Origin of the sequence: Xanthomonas sp. NCPPB 1062, assembly GCF_041481705.2 — a bacterium.
In the GTDB taxonomy this organism is placed as follows: Bacteria; Pseudomonadota; Gammaproteobacteria; order Xanthomonadales; family Xanthomonadaceae; genus Xanthomonas; species Xanthomonas euvesicatoria.
The window spans coordinates 1369611-1386457 of sequence record NZ_CM192987.1 but is presented as its reverse complement, the minus strand read 5'-3'; the positions used below and the strand labels follow the sequence as shown (position 1 = coordinate 1386457).

Annotated in this window: 20 protein-coding genes; 13 read left to right on the top strand and 7 right to left on the bottom strand. The window is 65.5% G+C overall.

Annotated elements, in window-relative coordinates:
- Nucleotides 1–49 precede the first annotated feature (49 nt).
- Nucleotides 50–1243, top strand: coding sequence for an RNA polymerase sigma factor (locus tag ACCQ16_RS06075; RefSeq protein WP_218501755.1), 1194 nt, complete (start codon nt 50–52; stop codon nt 1241–1243).
- Between the two features lie 259 nt (nt 1244–1502).
- Entirely contained in the window at nt 1503–1988 is a 486-nt protein-coding gene (locus ACCQ16_RS06070) for a hypothetical protein (RefSeq protein ID WP_008574722.1), read from the top strand.
- Between the two features lie 167 nt (nt 1989–2155).
- Here the strand turns inward: ACCQ16_RS06070 and ACCQ16_RS06065 are convergent, their stop codons facing one another.
- Entirely contained in the window at nt 2156–2746 is a 591-nt protein-coding gene (locus ACCQ16_RS06065; protein ID WP_011346743.1) for an EF-hand domain-containing protein, read from the bottom strand.
- Between the two features lie 40 nt (nt 2747–2786).
- Between ACCQ16_RS06065 and ACCQ16_RS06060 the strand changes: the two genes are divergently transcribed.
- Both ACCQ16_RS06060 and ACCQ16_RS06055 read left to right on the top strand, forming a co-directional pair.
- Nucleotides 2787–3701 carry an arginyltransferase gene (locus ACCQ16_RS06060; protein ID WP_029818910.1) on the top strand — a complete coding sequence of 305 codons (915 nt, stop codon included), beginning with the start codon at nt 2787–2789 and terminating at the stop codon, nt 3699–3701.
- Complete coding sequence (locus ACCQ16_RS06055; RefSeq protein ID WP_277572835.1) at nt 3655–4983, top strand: endonuclease/exonuclease/phosphatase family protein; 1329 nt, start codon at nt 3655–3657, stop codon at nt 4981–4983. Before ACCQ16_RS06060 ends, ACCQ16_RS06055 begins: the two co-directional genes overlap by 47 nt.
- Nucleotides 4984–5239: 256 nt before the next feature.
- On the opposite strand, the gene purT is transcribed toward ACCQ16_RS06055, so the two are convergent.
- Complete coding sequence (purT, locus tag ACCQ16_RS06050) at nt 5240–6442, bottom strand: formate-dependent phosphoribosylglycinamide formyltransferase (protein WP_277572834.1); 1203 nt, start codon at nt 6440–6442, stop codon at nt 5240–5242.
- 217 nt (nt 6443–6659) lie between these two features.
- Here purT and ACCQ16_RS06045 point away from each other — a divergent pair, with 217 nt between their 5' ends.
- The 4 genes from ACCQ16_RS06045 to ACCQ16_RS06030 all read left to right on the top strand — a co-directional run bounded on the left by ACCQ16_RS06045 (nt 6660) and on the right by ACCQ16_RS06030 (nt 8969).
- Nucleotides 6660–7436: an SPFH domain-containing protein gene (locus tag ACCQ16_RS06045; RefSeq protein ID WP_371893724.1), complete on the top strand. Its 777-nt coding sequence runs from the start codon at nt 6660–6662 to the stop codon at nt 7434–7436.
- A gap of 155 nt (nt 7437–7591) precedes the next feature.
- Nucleotides 7592–7876 carry a hypothetical protein gene (locus ACCQ16_RS06040; protein ID WP_008574709.1) on the top strand — a complete coding sequence of 95 codons (285 nt, stop codon included), beginning with the start codon at nt 7592–7594 and terminating at the stop codon, nt 7874–7876.
- Nucleotides 7873–8055 carry a type II toxin-antitoxin system antitoxin gene (locus ACCQ16_RS06035; protein ID WP_008574708.1) on the top strand — a complete coding sequence of 61 codons (183 nt, stop codon included), beginning with the start codon at nt 7873–7875 and terminating at the stop codon, nt 8053–8055. The genes ACCQ16_RS06040 and ACCQ16_RS06035 overlap by 4 nt, the downstream gene beginning before the upstream one ends.
- A 116-nt stretch (nt 8056–8171) precedes the next feature.
- A complete protein-coding gene (locus tag ACCQ16_RS06030; protein WP_039418947.1) occupies nt 8172–8969 on the top strand; it encodes a M15 family metallopeptidase in 798 nt (265 codons plus the stop codon).
- A gap of 75 nt (nt 8970–9044) precedes the next feature.
- Here ACCQ16_RS06030 and ACCQ16_RS06025 read toward each other — a convergent pair whose 3' ends face one another.
- From ACCQ16_RS06025 to ACCQ16_RS06005, 5 genes are all read right to left on the bottom strand, one after another.
- The gene (locus tag ACCQ16_RS06025) at nt 9045–9719 is read right to left on the bottom strand and encodes a DNA-3-methyladenine glycosylase family protein (RefSeq protein WP_031421578.1); all 675 of its coding nucleotides are present in this window, start codon (nt 9717–9719) and stop codon (nt 9045–9047) included.
- A 2-nt stretch (nt 9720–9721) separates the two neighbouring features.
- Nucleotides 9722–10108 carry a DUF423 domain-containing protein gene (locus ACCQ16_RS06020; protein WP_031421575.1) on the bottom strand — a complete coding sequence of 129 codons (387 nt, stop codon included), beginning with the start codon at nt 10106–10108 and terminating at the stop codon, nt 9722–9724.
- An 81-nt stretch (nt 10109–10189) separates the two neighbouring features.
- Nucleotides 10190–11356, bottom strand: a complete 1167-nt coding sequence (locus ACCQ16_RS06015) for a polyketide cyclase (protein WP_057680971.1) — start codon at nt 11354–11356, stop codon at nt 10190–10192.
- Between the two features lie 350 nt (nt 11357–11706).
- A complete protein-coding gene (locus ACCQ16_RS06010) occupies nt 11707–12348 on the bottom strand; it encodes a response regulator (protein WP_008574699.1) in 642 nt (213 codons plus the stop codon).
- On the bottom strand, nt 12348–13544 hold the full coding sequence (locus ACCQ16_RS06005) for a sensor histidine kinase (RefSeq protein ID WP_008574698.1): 1197 nt from the start codon (nt 13542–13544) through the stop codon (nt 12348–12350). The genes ACCQ16_RS06010 and ACCQ16_RS06005 overlap by 1 nt, the downstream gene beginning before the upstream one ends.
- Nucleotides 13545–13780: 236 nt before the next feature.
- On the opposite strand from ACCQ16_RS06005, the gene ACCQ16_RS06000 reads away from it, so the two are divergent.
- The 5 genes from ACCQ16_RS06000 to ACCQ16_RS05980 all read left to right on the top strand — a co-directional run bounded on the left by ACCQ16_RS06000 (nt 13781) and on the right by ACCQ16_RS05980 (nt 16795).
- The gene (locus tag ACCQ16_RS06000; protein ID WP_008574695.1) at nt 13781–14380 is read left to right on the top strand and encodes a GNAT family N-acetyltransferase; all 600 of its coding nucleotides are present in this window, start codon (nt 13781–13783) and stop codon (nt 14378–14380) included.
- A gap of 3 nt (nt 14381–14383) precedes the next feature.
- Nucleotides 14384–15130 (top strand): septum site-determining protein MinC, encoded by a 747-nt coding sequence (gene minC / locus ACCQ16_RS05995; protein ID WP_011346732.1) that lies wholly within the window; start codon nt 14384–14386, stop codon nt 15128–15130.
- A 35-nt stretch (nt 15131–15165) separates the two neighbouring features.
- The gene (gene minD / locus ACCQ16_RS05990) at nt 15166–15975 is read left to right on the top strand and encodes a septum site-determining protein MinD (protein ID WP_005930297.1); all 810 of its coding nucleotides are present in this window, start codon (nt 15166–15168) and stop codon (nt 15973–15975) included.
- 2 nt (nt 15976–15977) lie between these two features.
- Nucleotides 15978–16235: a cell division topological specificity factor MinE gene (minE, locus tag ACCQ16_RS05985; protein ID WP_003484370.1), complete on the top strand. Its 258-nt coding sequence runs from the start codon at nt 15978–15980 to the stop codon at nt 16233–16235.
- A 68-nt stretch (nt 16236–16303) separates the two neighbouring features.
- Entirely contained in the window at nt 16304–16795 is a 492-nt protein-coding gene (locus ACCQ16_RS05980) for a hypothetical protein (RefSeq protein ID WP_014089622.1), read from the top strand.
- Nucleotides 16796–16847 lie beyond the last annotated feature (52 nt).

The following is a 16847-nucleotide window of genomic DNA, read 5'->3' as shown; positions in this document are numbered from 1 at the left end:
ATCCGTTGCCGGCCTGCGTCATGCTGGCACCAGGACATGGATTGCGCCGATGAACGCCGACACGCTGAATCTGATGTTGCAACGCGACCTGCCCAGCGCCGCGGCTGGCTGCCAGCAGGCTTACGGACGCATCGTGCTTGCCTGCCAGAACACGGTGACTGCGATCGCGCTGGCGATCACCCGCGATCTCGCGGCCAGCGAAGACATTGCCCAGGAGGCCTTCCTGCGTGCCTGGCAGCGGCTGGCGCAACTGCATCAGCCGGCCAGCTTCCTGCCCTGGCTTCGGCAGATCACCCGCAACCTGGCACGCGACTGGCTGCGCACCAACCGCCATCGTGCGCTCGGTGGTGGGGCGGCGGAGCTTGCCATCGCGATGGCAGCCGACCCGGCGCCCTCGCCCGCCGACCAGTTGCTGCAGGTGGAAGAAGAGATCGCGGCGCTCGACATCATTTCTGCACTGCCGGAAGAAAGTCGCGAAACGCTGCTGTTGTATTACCGCGAAGGCCAGCGCTCGCAACAGGTTGCCTCGCTGCTTGGACTCAGCGATGCAGCGGTGCGCAAGCGCCTGTCGCGCGCACGTGCCAGCGTACGCAGCGAGCTGCTGCGCCGGTTCGGCGAATTCGCGCGCGGCAGCGCCCCCGGCGTGGCGTTCGCCAGCGCAGTAAGCTCGGCCAGCCTGTTGGGCGCGCCGGGCAAGGCTAGCGCGGCCGTTGTGCTGACGGGCATCGGAGGCGCGGGAAAACTGGGCGCGAGCGGGTTGAGCGGCTCGGCGCTGGGTGGGGGCGGCGCCGCGGGCGCACTCAGCCTCTGGCTCGGCATGCCGGCCCTGTTCGCTGCGTGCGCGGTGCTGGTTGCCGGGATCGGCACCTACTGGACGTACTGGTACCTGCTGCGCTTCGCACAGACCGCCAGCGAGGCAGCGGCGATCCGTCGGTTCGTGCACGTCACCACGCTGACCTCGGTGCTGGTGTGCGGCAGCACGTTGGTGCTGAAATACCTGCAGACGGGCGCGTGGGCATCGGTTCTGACGCTGTGCGCGGGCATGGCGGTGCTCAACTATCAATCCCTGCGCGTCCTGCCACGCGTCATGCGCCCCATGCTCGAGCGCGATGCGCGCAGACGCGGCGTCACCCGGGCACCGCTGTTATACCGCTGCATGTTCAGTCCAGGCGCGATGCTGGTGAGCACTGCGGCTGTCATTGTGCCCGTCGTGCGGCACTACATGCAGTTGGGAATGCTCTGAGCCGACCGGATATCACCGCTGGAGACGATGACACGCCGGTGCGGGCCAAGTGATCGCAGACGGAGCAACCCTGCGTATGGCAGCCTGGTGGCATGGGCGATGAGAACCGGTTCAGTGCGATGCGCGTGCGGCGGTGAGCCCGTAGCAAGCAACGTCGCATGATCCGAAGTGATGGGTTCGTATCCGACTGTCGCCGTCATCGGGCAGCGCCCGCGCTGCTATAAGCAGGCAGGATTCAACCAGACCACGGAGTCATGAAGTGAAGGCAAGCCTGTTCACCAGTCTGCTGATGATGGTCAGCATGAGCGCGCATGCGGACGGACTCACCAAGTCCCCCGATGGCAAGACGCTATCGGTGAGTTTCGGAGCACCCACCTTCAAGCAGGTGCTTCACTACCGCAAGCTCTACGACAAGAAGCCCTTCCCCGATGCGGAAATCTATTATTTCAGCAACGGCATGTACAAGATCATTTCCCAGGGCGAAAACCATTACGGCGTTTATGTCCTGCAGGGAACATTCGACGACCAGAGCTACACCATCCGGTTCATTTCCCTGCCCTCGGAAGACTGGGGCAACAAGACCGCGTTCCATCAGCTGACCTTCGTGCGCGGCGACAAGCAGAATGTCTTTATCCAGAACGCCATCGTCGACACCGGCGAAGCGATCGCGCAGCAGAACGGCACCTACACGCTGGAGAAGAACACCGTCTCCAATCCGGTTCCCACGTCCTGGAAGCACGACTGAGCGTTGTAGCCGCGCTCAGCGTCTGCCCCAAACGCAAGCGCCCTCCCGCCAGGCGGAAGGGCGCGGTCGATCGGCGCCTTGTTACGTACTGCAAATCGCGGGGTGAACTCACCGCTCACCCAAGCGGCACTCGCCGATACGCAGCGAGCGCCGCACTCGGCGATGCCTCAACGGTTGGCCGCAGGTGCGCTCGCCGGTGCCGGCTTGCCATCGTCGCCGTGCCTGCCCATCCCACCCGGTCCGTGCCCGCCACGCCACTTGGACGCGGCATCGAACTCGGCCTTGCTCAACTTGCCGTCCTTGTCGGTGTCGGCCTTGGCGAACCACGCATCGCGATGCTGCTGCATGCGCAACTCACGGTCGGCACGGTCGACGAAGCCGTCCTTGTTGAGATCCATCTGGTCGAAGCGCGCAGCGAACTTGGGGTCGGCCTTGGCTTCTTCGCGGCTGATACGGCCGTCCTTGTTGGTATCGAGCTTGGCCATCCATTCGCCACGTCCGCCGCGCCCCGGGCCACGATGGTGCGGGCGCTCGTCGCGCGACAGCTTGCCGTCCTTGTTGGTGTCCAACGTATCGAACTGCGCGGCCAGCGTCGGATCGGCAGCCGCTTCACTGCGGTCGATCACGCCATCGCCGTTCTTGTCGAGCTTGGCAGGCCGCGGCGCATCGCCGGGAGCCGGCACGGTGGCGGCGAATGCGGTGCCAGCGGACAGCGCGGCCAGCACGGCCAGGGCGAGAAAGGGTTTGCGTGACGTCATGAGACACTCCTGAAAGATAGGAACCACACGCGGCACCTGCATGGGCCGCATCGCGTGGGTGGTGCGTGCGGATCATCCGTGCGCTGCCACCAACACCCCCATCAACGAGCCATCGATGCGCGCGTTGACGCCCAGGCCGGACGTATTCATCCGGCGGACAGTCGCCGCTGATGCGACGCTCAGGCGCTATCCTTCGGCCATGGCCATCCATGCCGACACCCACGACGACCTGCGCCTGTTCCAGACCGGCGAGCATGCCTGTGGCTATTGGTCCGACCGGCAGGCGCGCGATCTGGTGCTGGATCCGCACGATCCGCGCCTGGGGGCGATCTATCCGCAAGCGCTGGCATGGGGCTTCCGTCGCTCCGGCGACCTGGTCTACCGGCCGCACTGCGAACGGTGCCGTGCCTGTGTGCCGGTACGCATCGCGGTGGATGCGTTCCACCCTGACCGCAGCCAACGCCGTTGCCTGGCGCGCAACCAGGATCTGTTGGTCCGCGTGGTGGCCGCCGAGCGCACCGACGAACAACTGGCGCTCTATCGCCGCTACCTCAAGCACCGGCATCCCGGCGGCGGCATGGACGAACATGGCGCCACCGAGTTCGACCAGTTCCTGATCGGCGGCTGGTCGCACGGGCGCTTTCTGGAGATCCGCGAACCAGCCATCGCCCACCTGCCCGGCCGGCTACTGGCGGTTGCAGTGACCGATGTCACCGAGCATGCGTTGTCGGCGGTCTACACCTTCTACGCGCCGGAGGCGGCAGCGCGCAGCCTGGGCACGTTCGCGATTCTGCAGCAGATCCAGTGGGCGCAACGCGAGCGACGCGCGCACCTGTATCTGGGGTACTGGATCGATGGCCACGCGAAGATGAACTACAAGCGCCGCTTCAGTGCACTGGAAGCCTACGATGGTCGCCACTGGCGCGGCTTGCCTGCTCACGCATCGGTCGACTGAACCGCCGAATTGCGACATCGGCGTGTCGCATCCCGCATGCGAGAATCTCGCAATGATCAAACCTTTCCTGCTGCTGACGCTGACCGCCTTGTGCGCGGCCTGCGCCCACCCCGCGCCCTCGCCCAAGATGCAGACCGACACCCTCGCCGCCCGGCCGGCCGCGGCACAGCTGCGCATCGCCACCTACAACACCTCGCTATATTCGGACGAGGCCGGCGGCCTGATTCGCGAGCTGCAGGGCGATAGCGCGCATGCGCGCAAGATCGCTGCGGTCCTGCAGCGCGTGCGCCCGGATCTGGTGCTGCTCAACGAATTCGACTTCGACCCGGAACACCGCGCTGCCGATCTGTTCCAGCAACGCTACCTGCAGGTCCCCCAGCCGGGCGGCGGCGAGGCGTTGCGTTATCCGTACCGCTATCTGGCACCGGTCAACACCGGCGTGCCGAGCGGCCTGGATCTGGACAACAACGGCAGCACCGGCGGCGAAGGCCGCGCGCGTGGCAACGACGCGTGGGGCTACGGGCTGCATCCTGGCCAGTACGGCATGCTGGTGTTGTCGCGCTACCCGATCGATGCGCAGGCGGTGCGAAGCTTCCAGCTGCTGAAGTGGAGCGCGCTACCCGGCGCACTGCGCCCGATCGATCCGGCCAGCAAGACGTCGTACTACAGCGATGCCATCTGGGCACAGCTGCGGCTTTCGTCCAAATCGCATTGGGATGTGCCGGTGCGCACGCCGCTGGGCGTCGTGCATGCGCTGGTGTCGCACCCCACCCCGCCGGTGTTCGACGGTGCCGAGAAACGCAACGCCGCGCGCAACCACGACGAACTGCAGCTGTGGCGCGCGTATCTGGACAACGCACCCGAAAGCCAACGCTGGCTCTGCGACGACAAGGGCGGCTGCGGTGGTCTGGATAGCGATGCGCGCTTCGTCATCCTGGGCGATCTGAACAACGACCCGGTCGATGGTGCCGGCCGGCATGCGGCGATCCGCGCCTTGATCGACCACCCGCGCGTCCTTCACTACCCCACCCCGCGCAGCGATGGCGGCCCGGAAAAAACCGCCGAATACGCCGCACTGGGCATCGCCCACAGCGGCGACCCGCACCAGGTCACCGGCGACTTCGGCCCGCAGGCCGGCACCATGCGCCTGGACTACGTGCTGCCGTCGCGCCAGTTCACCCTGATCGGCAGCGGCATTTTCTGGCCGGCCAGCAGCGCACCAGAAGCGGCGATTGCCGATGGCAGCGACCACCATGCGGTGTGGGTGGATGTGGCTAAGTAGCGGGGAATTGGGGATTGGGGCTTCGGAACAGCAAGTCCTTGTCCGTGTGCAGTATCGGCACCTGGCTTGGAAAAAGATCCACGCATGAGCGGCTCGTCAGGCGCAGTGCTGCTTGCGGTGACCGATGACGTGGCGTCACCAAGTGTGCTCAACACCTGACGTCGGGCAGCGTCGAGAGACATGTGCATAGACCCCGAGCGCCCTTGGCGCGTCGACGCAATGCAGCGGTGCGCTGCACTGCGTCTGACGTACGCGCTCAGGCCTGCAGCTGGATCGTCAACGCGGCAGCGGCGACGCGCGCCTTCTCACGCGCCGCATCGATGCTGTCCGCGCGCGCCAGGGTGACGCCGACGCGGCGATGGCCGTCCACCCGAGGTTTGCCGAACAGGCGCAGTGCGGTGTCCGGGTCGTGCAGCGCCTCGGCCACGTTGTCGAACACTGGCACGCCATTGCCGTGCGCCAGCAACGCGCACGATGCCGAGGGGCCGGCCTGACGGATCACGCCGCCGTCCTGCGCGCCCACCGGCAGGCCGAGAATGGCGCGGGCATGCAGCGCGAATTCGCTCAGGTCCTGCGAGACCAGCGTGACCAGACCGGTGTCGTGCGGGCGCGGCGAGACTTCGCTGAACCACACTTCGTCGCCCTTGACGAACAACTCCACGCCAAACAGGCCCCAGCCGCCGAGCTCGTCGGTGATGGCCTTGGCGATTTCCTGCGAGCGGCGCAACGCAGCGGCCGACATCGGTTGCGGCTGCCAGCTTTCGCGGTAGTCGCCGTCCTGCTGCCAGTGCCCGATGGGGTCGCAGTACGAGGTGCCACCGGCATGCCGCACGGTAAGCAAGGTAATTTCGTAATCGAAATCGATGAAGCCTTCGACGATGCAGCGACCGGCACCGGCACGCCCACCGGTCTGCGCATACGCCCACGCCGCATCGATATCGGCCTCGCTACGCAGGGTGCTCTGGCCCTTGCCCGAGGACGACATCACCGGCTTGACCACGCATGGCACCCCCACCGCGGCGATTGCATCGCGATATTCCTCGACGGTATCGACAAAGCGATACGGCGAGGTCGGCAGGCCCAGCGTTTCGGCTGCCAGGCGGCGGATGCCTTCGCGGTCCATGGTCAGGCGCGCGGCACGCGCCGTCGGGATGACCTTCTGGCCTTGCTCGCGTTCCAGCGCCACCAGGGTTTCGGTATGGATCGCTTCGATCTCCGGCACGATCAGATGCGGCTGCTCGCTGGCGATCAGCGCGCGCAATGCTGCGGGGTCGAGCATGTCCAGCACATGCGAGCGGTGCGCCACTTGCATCGCCGGTGCATTGGCATAGCGGTCGGCTGCGATCACTTCCACACCGAAACGCTGCAGCTCGATCGCCACTTCCTTGCCCAGTTCGCCCGAGCCCAGCAACAACACGCGGGTGGCGGAAGGCGATAACGGCGTGCCGAAAGTGGTCATGAGCGCGGTCCAGAGCGAGAGGGGCCGCCATTCTAACGGTTGCCCACTGCCACGCCGACGAACGGCTGTTGTTTAACTGATATCACATTGATATCTTTTTACCATTCCACAAGGACTCGCGCTCATGAAAGAGAAGCCGATCGGTTCGTTACCCGGCATTCCCATCGTTCTCGTCGCAGGCGCCGGCCTTGTCGGTACGTCTTGGGTTGTACTGACGATGATGGCCGACAACAGCGTCACGCTGGGCGCGTTCGTCGCTGCGGTACTGGTCGCGGCGGCGTGCATTTTCATGCTGGCCGGGCTGTACACGCTGGAGCCCAACCAGGCCGCGGTACTGAGCCTGTTCGGCAAGTACGTCGGCACCGTCAAGGACGCCGGCCTGCGCTGGAATGTGCCATTCTACGCCAAGCGTCGCGTCAGCCAGCGCGTACGCAATTTCGAAAGCGGGCGACTCAAGGTCAACGAGCTGGATGGCAGTCCGATCGAAATCGCTGCGGTCATCGTATGGCAGGTGCTCGATGCCTCCGAAGCGGTCTACAACGTCGACGACTACGAAAGCTTCGTGCATATCCAGTCCGAAGCGGCGCTGCGTGCGATGGCGACCAGCTATCCGTACGACCAGCACGAAGACGGCCAGATCTCGCTGCGCAGCCATCCGGCCGAAATCAGCGAGCAACTCAAGCGGCATCTGGACGAGCGCCTGACCCAGGCCGGCGTGGACGTGATCGAGGCGCGCATCAGCCACCTCGCCTACGCGCCGGAAATCGCCCAGGCCATGCTGCAGCGCCAGCAGGCCAATGCGGTGATTGCCGCACGCTCGCGCATCGTTGCCGGCGCAGTGGGGATGGTCGAAATGGCGCTGTCGGAGCTGCACAAGAATGGTGTGGTGCAGCTGGACGAAGAGCGCAAGGCGCATATGGTCAGCAACCTGCTTACCGTGTTGTGTTCCGATCGCGGGACCCAACCGGTGGTCAACGCCGGCTCGCTGTATTGAGGGCAGCCGATAAAACACCTGCGCTTACTGCCGCCGGGCGCAGCCACGGTTCGGCATCGGCATGCGCCACTCGTACACTGCGCTTGTGGGCGCGCCCTCCACGCCACCTGGCGAGCGCTCGCTTCCGTTGCGTCAGCCACTCCGAGATCGATCTGATGAATATCATGGTGCCCCTGGTGGTTGCGCTTTCCGGCTTGCCCGCGCTGGCCATCGCCGCGTCCATCGGCGCCGACGATGACGACCGCGCACGCGGGCTGGGCCTGCGCTGGGCATTGATCAGCCTGGTGATCCTGGTCGGCGCCGCATGCCTGTACTGGGCCGGCGACAATCGCGCCGGCATCTATGCCGTGGTGATCGGCATGCTCATCGGCGTCAACGCGTTGATCGTGTCGATGGTGATGCACCTGCGCCGTCACGGCGGCCGCAGAGACGGCAAATGAGCGAAAAAAAAGCCTACCCGCTGCGTATCAACGCCGATGTGTTGGCCGCCGTGCAGCGCTGGGCCGACGACGAATTGCGCAGCCTCAATGCGCAGATCGAATACGTGCTGCGCGATGCGTTACGCAAGGCTGGCCGGCTACCGAAGCCGCAGGGCGAAAAAGAACAATCCGAAAATTGATCACGCGCCGTCGATCATCCAGACGCGACTACGCACCGGTGTAGCGCCGGGTCGGTGCGGGTCACAGCGCCTGGCCGGACTGGCAGCGCTCACAAGGCAACCGCTAAGCTGCGTAGATGCATCATCTTCAACGTGTACTCCTCAATACCAGCGCGATCGAGCTGTGGCCGGCCGATCTGCTGCGCGCGCGCGGCAATGCGGATGCGCGTGTGCTGGCACAGGCCGACTGGCTACTGCGGCGCAAACGCGATGGGCGCTATCTGGCTGCACATCTTCCGCAGGGTCTGATGCCGCTGATCCCGCGGCTGGCACGCGAGCATGGCCTGGACGAAGCATTGGACCGTCTGCAGACCGCAACCGGCCGCATCGGCCAGGTACGCGACGACACGCTGGCGATCGACGGATTGCAGCGCCGGCTGAGCCAGCTCGGGCTCGCCGCCGACGACTATGTGCAACGGACCGGCCTGCAGTTGATTGCCGAACCGGCCGCACTGCAGTTTGCCGGACGCGATCGCTTCGGCCGCCCGCTATGGCTCAGTGCCGGCGCTGCACGCGCATGGCGACAGATGCGTGCGGCTGCGCTGCGCGCAGACATCGTGATCGATGCGATTTCAGGCTATCGCAGCCACGACTACCAACTGGGCATCTTCGAGCGCAAGTTCGCGCGCGGACTCACCCTGGAACAGGTCCTGACGGTCAACGCAGCGCCGGGTTTCAGCGAACATCACAGCGGCGACGCACTGGATCTGGGCACACCGGGCGAGCCGCCGGCCGAAGAGTCCTTCGAAGCCACGCACGCATTCGCCTGGTTGTGCAGCAACGCACACGCATTCGGCTACCGCCTGAGTTATCCACGCGACAACCCGCATGGCATCGTCTACGAACCGTGGCATTGGCGTTGGTCGGCGGGATGAGCCGGTCGAACGTCATGCGCCACGCAGCGCGGCTGGACAGGACGGCCCGTCGCGTCTGCCCCGCGTGCGTTCGCCCTACTCCTGCGAACGCGGTGTCGGCACCTTGGTCGCCACACTGAAGTCGGCAATCTTCCACAGATAGAACGCGGCATAGGTGCGGTACGGGCCCCACCGTTCGCCGCGTGCGGCCAGTTCGCTAGGGGTGGGCATCTGCTCCTGCTTGTCCACGCGCTGCGCCCCTTTGCGCACGCCCAGGTCGTCGATGGGCAGCAGATCCGGGCGGCCCAAGCGGAACATCAGCATCATTTCCACCGTCCAGCGGCCGATGCCGCGCACCGGCACCAGCGCCTGCACGATGGCGTCCTCGTCCATGAAAGCGAGCCTGCGCAGCGAGGGAATCTCGCCTTCGCGTTCGCGCCGTGCCAGATCGCGCAACGCCAGCGCCTTGTTGCCGGAAACGCCGCAGGCACGCAGCGCTGCATCGTCGATACGATCGAGGGTGTCCGCATGCAGCCGCTGCGCACCGATCGCCACTTCCACCCGCGCCACGATGGTCGACGCCGCCTTGCCGCTGAGTTGCTGGAACAGGATGGCGCGTGCCAGCGCATCGACCGGGTCGAAGGGTTTGTGCCAGCCCGGTTGCGGGGCGATCGGGCCGATGCGCTTCATCCACGCACCCAGCGCGCGATCGCGCCGGGACACATGCGCGAACGCAGCCTCCACATCGAATCCGCGGGCATGGCGCGGCATGCTCAGCGCCTCAACGCACCAATGGCCAGCACCACCCAGCCCAGCATCAGGCCCACTCCGCCGACCGGCGCCAGGGTGGTCGGCCACTGCAGCAACGCGCCCCCGACCAGGCTGCCGGCAAACAGCAACGTGCCGAGCAACAGCAGGTGCAAGCCCACCCGGCCCAGCGCACGCGTTTCGGTGGCGCCCAGCACGGTGAGGACCGCGCCATGGCCGAATGCGTACAACGACGCCAGCTGCAGCCGCGACTGCACCACCGCATCGGCAACGCCGTGCGAGGCATAGGCCGATAGACCGACGGCAGTGGCCGCCAGCAGGCCGCCGCAGCAAGCCAGCAGCGAGGGGTGTTTCTTGCGACGATCAAGCAAAGACATGCAGGCAACTTCCATGGCAGCGCCGCAGCGCAAAAAAAAACGCGCCGCAAGACTGCGGCGCGTTTTCGTCTGGATCAGCTCATCGTGGTGAGACGATTACTTGATGGCCCAGTAGACGTCGTAGGTGCCGTCCTGGGTGAACGACTTGTCCACGCCACCCTTCCACGCTTCGTACGGACGATCGGTCACGTCCATGCCGCTGGTGGCAGCCCAGGCGCGCAGCGAGTTACGCACTGCGTCCAGACCGGCCATGTGGCCTGCGTAGGTCGCAAAGGCCGAACGGTGCGCCGGAACCCGCTGGTACTTCACCGGTGCTTCGGACGGAATATTGAGCTTCAACTCGTCGCCCGTTGCAGCCACCGGGGTTGCATCGGCGGGTGCCGCGGCAGTCGCGTCGTCCTTCTTGGCGTCGGCCTTGGCGTCGGCCTTCGGAGCACCACCAGCGCGCTTGCGCACCGGCTGCACCACGTCGAAGGCGTACTTGTCCGAAGCGAAGTCGGTGGTCACGATGCGCACCGGACCAACCGCCTCAAGGCCGTTGGAATCCATCACGCGCTTGATCCACTCCTGGTTGTCCTTGATCGACTTCTTGATCGTCTCGTTGTCACGATCGATGTTGCCCGCGGTGACGACCAACAGGTCCTCGGCCGGCACATCGACGATCTTGAGGTCGCTCAACACCGGCTTGCCGTCAAGCTCGGCGCGGTAGTCGAAGTTCGGCACGGTGGCCAGCGCGGTCGCCAGACGCGACAGACCCAGCTTCAGGTCGTCGCCCACGTGACGGCTGACGTACAGGCCGGCATAGCGACCAAACAGGTTCCAGCCGTACTTGACGCTGTAATCCTGGGTGATCTTGACGTTCTTGTTGTTCTTGCCGGTCGGCACCAGGGTGAAATTGGTGACCTTGTCGTAGCCCTTGGTGGGATCTTCGATTGCGATCTCAACACGCTCGTTCTTGACGCTGTTGGTGATCTCCCAGCTGCCGTTGCCGATATAGCCCTCGGTGGAGCTGTATTCGACGCGTGCACCCTTGCCCTCTTCCGGGCCGGCCAGCTTCAGCTGGATCTTCGGGTCACGCAGCACAAGCGGGTTCCAATCCTTGAAACGACGGAAGCTGTTCACGGTGTCGTAAACAATCGTCATCCTGCGGTTGGTCTCAACACTCTCGGACATCTGCCGCTCCGAGGGCAACACCAAGCCCACCACGACAAACAAGCCAGCCACGATCCCCAAGGCGATCAGGAACTCGATAATACGGGTCATTCAGGAGGTCTCCGGGGCCGATCCCACGGCCGGGTTGAGTGAAGCGAAGCCACCATCCTAGCAGGCTTCGAGAAAGATGTTCAGTTGTGCGACGGGTAGCGCGGTCTTGCGGTGTCATTCACCGCGCAACGCAGCGCGTGGGGGATGCGCAATACCAACCTGCACAAGGGTTTGGGCGATTGCGCGCCGCTATCATGCACATCACGTGCTGCGTGCGTGTGATGTTGCAGTGGCCGGGCGGCACCGGTCCGCCCATTTCGCAGTCCGACCGGCGCCGCAGCGTCCTGAATGCGAGTCCGGTGCCTGCTGCAGGCCGGCTTGGCGTCGAGCTCGCCGGCGCAGGGCCGAGCTCACACCAGCTGCAGTTCGAATGCTTTCAGCACCGCGCGGGTGCGGTCGCGTACGCCGAGCTTGGAAAGGATGTTGGAGACGTGATTCTTGATGGTGCCTTCTGCCACGCCCAGCGAGTTGGCGATTTCCTTGTTGGAAAACCCGCTCGCCATCAGCCGCAGGATCTCGGTTTCGCGGTCGGTGAGCGGATCGGGGCGGTCCAGGCTGACGAACTCGTTACGCATGTGCTCCAGACCCGACAGCAGGCGCTGGGTCACCGCCGGCTGCACCAGCGAGCCGCCTTCGGCGACGGTGCGGATGGCGCCAACCAGTTGTTCCAGCGAGACGTCCTTGAGCAGATAGCCCTTGGCGCCGGCCTTGAGCCCGGCCAGCACCAATTGGTCGTCGTCGAAGGTGGTCAGGATGATCGTCGGCGGCAGGGTGCCGTTGCGCGAGAGCATCTGCAGCGCTTCCAGCCCGGACATCACCGGCATGCGCATGTCCATCAGCACCACGTCCGGCTGGATCTGCGGAATCTGCTCCACTGCCTGCTTGCCGTCGGAGGCCTCGGCCACCACCTCGATGCCGTCGTCCAGCGCCAACAGCGAGCGGATCCCCTGGCGCACCAGGGTTTGATCGTCGACCAGGCACACACGGATCATCACAACACTCCTTGGGTCACGGCCGCAGGCATCAGTGCCGGCGCGCCTGGAACAGCGATGCGCAGGCCAAAGCCCTCACCCCGCCGGGTTTGAATTTCGAGCTTCCCACCATACTGGTTCAGCCGCTCACGCATGCCGCGCAGCCCGTTGCCGGGCGCGACCGCATCGGCGCCGTGGCCGTCGTCGCGGGCGTCGATCAAAACCGTATCGGCATCGCGGCGCACCTGGATCCACAGGTTGCGCGCGCCGGCATGGCGCACCGCATTGGTGATGATTTCCTGGGTACAGCGCAGCAGCACGTGGGCGCGCTCGGGGTCGTCCAGGGTCAGCGGCTGGGCGATGTCCAGGTGGATATCCAGCGACGGCACCTGGGTGACCAGCGGGCGCAGCGCCGCTTCCAGGTCGATCGCGCCGCTGTCGCGCAGATGGCTGACCGCCTCGCGCACATCGGTGAGCAACAATTTGGCCAGCGTGTGCGCCTGGCGCACGTGCTCCTGGGCCTGGCCCTCGGTGATGTGGCCGGCCACTTCCAGGTTGAGGCTGAGCGCGGTGAGGTGGTGGCCGAGCAGGTCGTGCAGCTCGCGCGAGATGCGGGTGCGCTCGTTGATGCGCGCGCTCTCGGCCAGCAACGCGCGGGTGGCGCGCAGTTCGGCGTTGAGCCGGCGCTGCTCTTCGCGCGCATCGGTCTGCTGGCGGGCCACCAGGCTGGTGACGAAGATGAACATCGAAAAGCCGCCGTACAACAGCGACTGCATCAGCGCCGCGAACAGGGTGAAGTCCGGGCGCAGGTAGTAGAACACCGGCAGCACCGCCAGCTGGCTCAGCACCAGCCATAGCACGCCTACGCGCAGCGGCAGCAGCCACGGGATCACCCCGGCCGCCACCATCATCAGGATGCTGCCGAGCCCGGTTCCGCTCAGATAGCTCACTGCCAGCGCGCAGATGGTGAGCAGCAACAGGATCAACCGGTCGTACCAGTGCGCGTGGCCGCCGCTGTTCAAGCCGCGGGTCAACCAGAAGTAGCTGGCGCCGAAGCCGATGAAGAATGCCGACATCATCACCGCCTCGGCCACGCTGCGGTGGTCGCCCTCTTCGGCCGGCGGCCAGTAGGTGTACACCAAGGGCATGACGATCATCGCCCAGGTGAACAGGCCGGCAAAGCGCAGGACGCGCGTGTGACTGAGGTATCCCAACATGCCCGCATCTTAGGCGTAAGCGACCGCGCTGCCCTCTTGCCGGAAGTCATGCATGCCGGCAGGTACACGGGTGGCGGATGTCGGACCCGCACAGCGCCTGTACTGACGCGCCGTTGCACGCCGGCACCTGCCGCGCGCCGGCCGATCGCATGCGCTGGGTCGCCGCTTCAGGCCCCGCATGTAATAATCCGACGCAGATCCGATTTCGGGTCGACGCGTTACCCCACGGAGTCCCAATGTCGATCGTCATCCGCGACGTGCGCGAGCACGAGCTCGATTCCGTCCTGGCCCTGAACAACAATGCCGGACTGGCGATCCTGCCGCTGGATTCAACCAGGCTGCAACGTTTCTACGAGCAGGCCGAGTATTTCCGCGTCGCCGAGCGCGACGGCAACCTGGCCGGGTTTCTGGTCGGTTTCGGAAGCGGCAGTGCGCACGACAGCAGCAATTTCGCCTGGTTCCGGGACCGTCACCCGGAATTCTTCTATATCGACCGCATCGTGGTCGCCAGCCGCCGCCGCGGCGGTGGCGTCGGGCGGGCGTTCTATGCCGATGTGCAGAGCTATACCGAGCTGCGTTACCCGCAGCTGGCGTGCGAGGTGTTCCTGGACCATGGCGCAGATGCGGCCTTGCTGTTCCATGGCAGCTTCGGCTTCCGCGAGGTTGGCCAGAACACCATGCCCGATGTGGAAGTGCGCGCCAGCATGCTGATGAAAGACATGTGCAGCTATCGGTGGGTCAAGGAGACCTATGGCGGCAAGTTGCCCGACCACTTGCCGTGGGTGGGCCGGCCGCGTCATGCCGCCACCACCGCTAGCCCATCGACGGGGAGCTGAGTTGTGGCAAGTGTGAATGTGGATTTTGAACAGGCCGGCGAACTGAAGATCGGCCAGGTGGGCATCGCCAACCTGCGTGTGCGGACGCTGGATGTGCCGCGGCTGGTGCAGGAAATGCGCGAGCGCGTGAGCCGCGCGCCCAAGTTGTTCGGCCGTGCGGCGGTGATCCTGGATTTCGGCGGGCTGTCGCAGGTGCCGGACCTGGCTACGGCCAAGGCGCTGCTGGACGGCCTGCGCGATGCCGGCGTGCTGCCGGTGGCGCTGGCCTACGGCACCAGCGAGATCGACCTGCTGTCCCAGCAGTTGGGCGTGCCGCTGCTGGCCAAATTTCGCGCGCAGTACGAGCCGACCGCGGTCAGTCCGCCACCGCCACCGCCGCCGCCCGCACGTGCCGAGCCGGCACCGCCGGCCGCGCGACCGGCGCCGGGCCGGATGCAGCGCACCGCGGTGCGTTCGGGTCAGCAGCTGTACGCGGAGAACTGCGACCTGACCGTACTCAGTACGGTCGGTGCCGGGGCCGAGGTCATCGCCGACGGAAGCATCCATATCTACGGTACCCTGCGTGGCCGCGCTCTGGCCGGCGCGCAGGGCAATCCCGACGCGCGCATCTTCTGCCGCGACTTCCACGCCGAACTGGTTGCCATCGCTGGCCACTACAAGGTGCTGGACGATGTTCCCATGGACCTGCGTGGCAAGGCCGTCCAGGTCTGGCTGGAGCAGGATCAGATCAAGATCGCTGCGCTTGATTGACGCGGCCCAACCACAGAAATATTCGGAGAAATCCTTTGGCTGAAATCATCGTAGTCACCTCCGGCAAGGGCGGCGTCGGCAAGACCACCACCAGCGCAAGCCTGGCTTGCGGGCTGGCCAAACGCGGCAAGAAGGTGGCGGTCATCGACTTCGACGTCGGCTTGCGCAACCTGGACCTGATCATGGGCTGCGAGCGGCGCGTGGTGTACGACTTCGTCAATGTCGTGCACGGCGAAGCCACGCTCAAGCAGTCGCTGATCAAGGACAAGCGGTTCGAGAACCTGTACGTCCTGGCCGCCTCGCAGACCCGCGACAAGGACGCGCTGACCCAGGAAGGCGTGGAAAAGGTGCTCAAGGACCTGGCCGCCGACGGCTTCGACTACATCGTCTGCGATTCGCCGGCCGGCATCGAAAAAGGCGCGTTCCTGGCGATGTATTTCGCCGACCGCGCGGTGGTGGTGGTCAATCCGGAAGTCTCTTCGGTGCGCGACTCGGACCGCATCATCGGCCTGCTCGATTCCAAGACCCGCAAGGCCGAAGAAGGCAAGGCCGTGCCGGCGTTCCTGCTGCTGACCCGCTACAGCCCGGGCCGCGTGGAAGGCGGCGAGATGCTCAGCATCACCGACGTGGAAGAAGTGCTGGGCCTGAAGGCAATCGGCGTGATTCCCGAATCCGGCGACGTGCTCAACGCCTCCAACAAGGGCGAGCCGGTGATCCTGGATGCCGAGTCCCCGGCCGGCCAGGCGTATGACGACGCAGTCGCCCGCATCATGGGCGAGGAGCGCCCGATGCGATTCACATCCGTGGAGAAGAAAGGCTTCTTCAGCAAGCTGTTCGGAGGGTAAGCATGGGCCTGCTCGATTTTCTCAAGAGCAAGAAGAACACCGCCGAGACGGCCAAGAACCGCCTGCAGATCATCATTGCGCAGGAGCGCAACCACCGCGGCGGGCCGGATTACCTGCCGCTGATGCAGCGCGAACTGCTGGAAGTGATCAAGAAGTACGTCAACATAGATGCCGATGCGGTGCGCGTGGATCTGGTCAAGGACGGCGAACACGACGTGCTGGACATCTCGGTCGCCCTGCCGGAAGACGGCGACAAGTAAGCGCCGACAACGGCACCGCGTTCGCACGGTGCCGTTGTTGCATGTGACCCGACCGCGAGCCATTGCGCGTGACCACCGCCCCCACTGCCACACCCACCGCTGCCGATGTCCTGTGCGTGGCCGATATCGGCCTGGACGCACCTGCCGCCCTGCTCGCGCGCTATGGCTTGCGCCTGCATCGCGTGGACAGTGGTGCAGCGATTCCAGGCAGTTTCTGGGGCGAACCGGAAGCCGGCATCATCGGCTGCGACGTGTACGTGCGCGACGACACACCGGTGCATTCGCTCCTGCACGAAGCCGGACATCTGATCGTGCTGCCTGCGGAAAAACGCGCCGCCGTGCATACCGACGCCACCGATTCGGTGGAGGAAGAAGACGCCACCTGTTACCTGCAGATCCTGCTGGCCGAGCAACTGCCCGGCGTGGGCAGCGCGCGCCTGATGGCGGACATGGACAGCTGGGGCTATACGTATCGGCTGGGCTCCACCCGTGCCTGGTTCGAGCAGGACGCGGAGAACGCGCGCAGCTGGCTGGACGCACGCGGCCTGTTGCCTGCCTGAGCTTGCGCGGCGCGTTCAAGTGGCTGCCCAACCGCAGCGAGCAGTGGTCAGC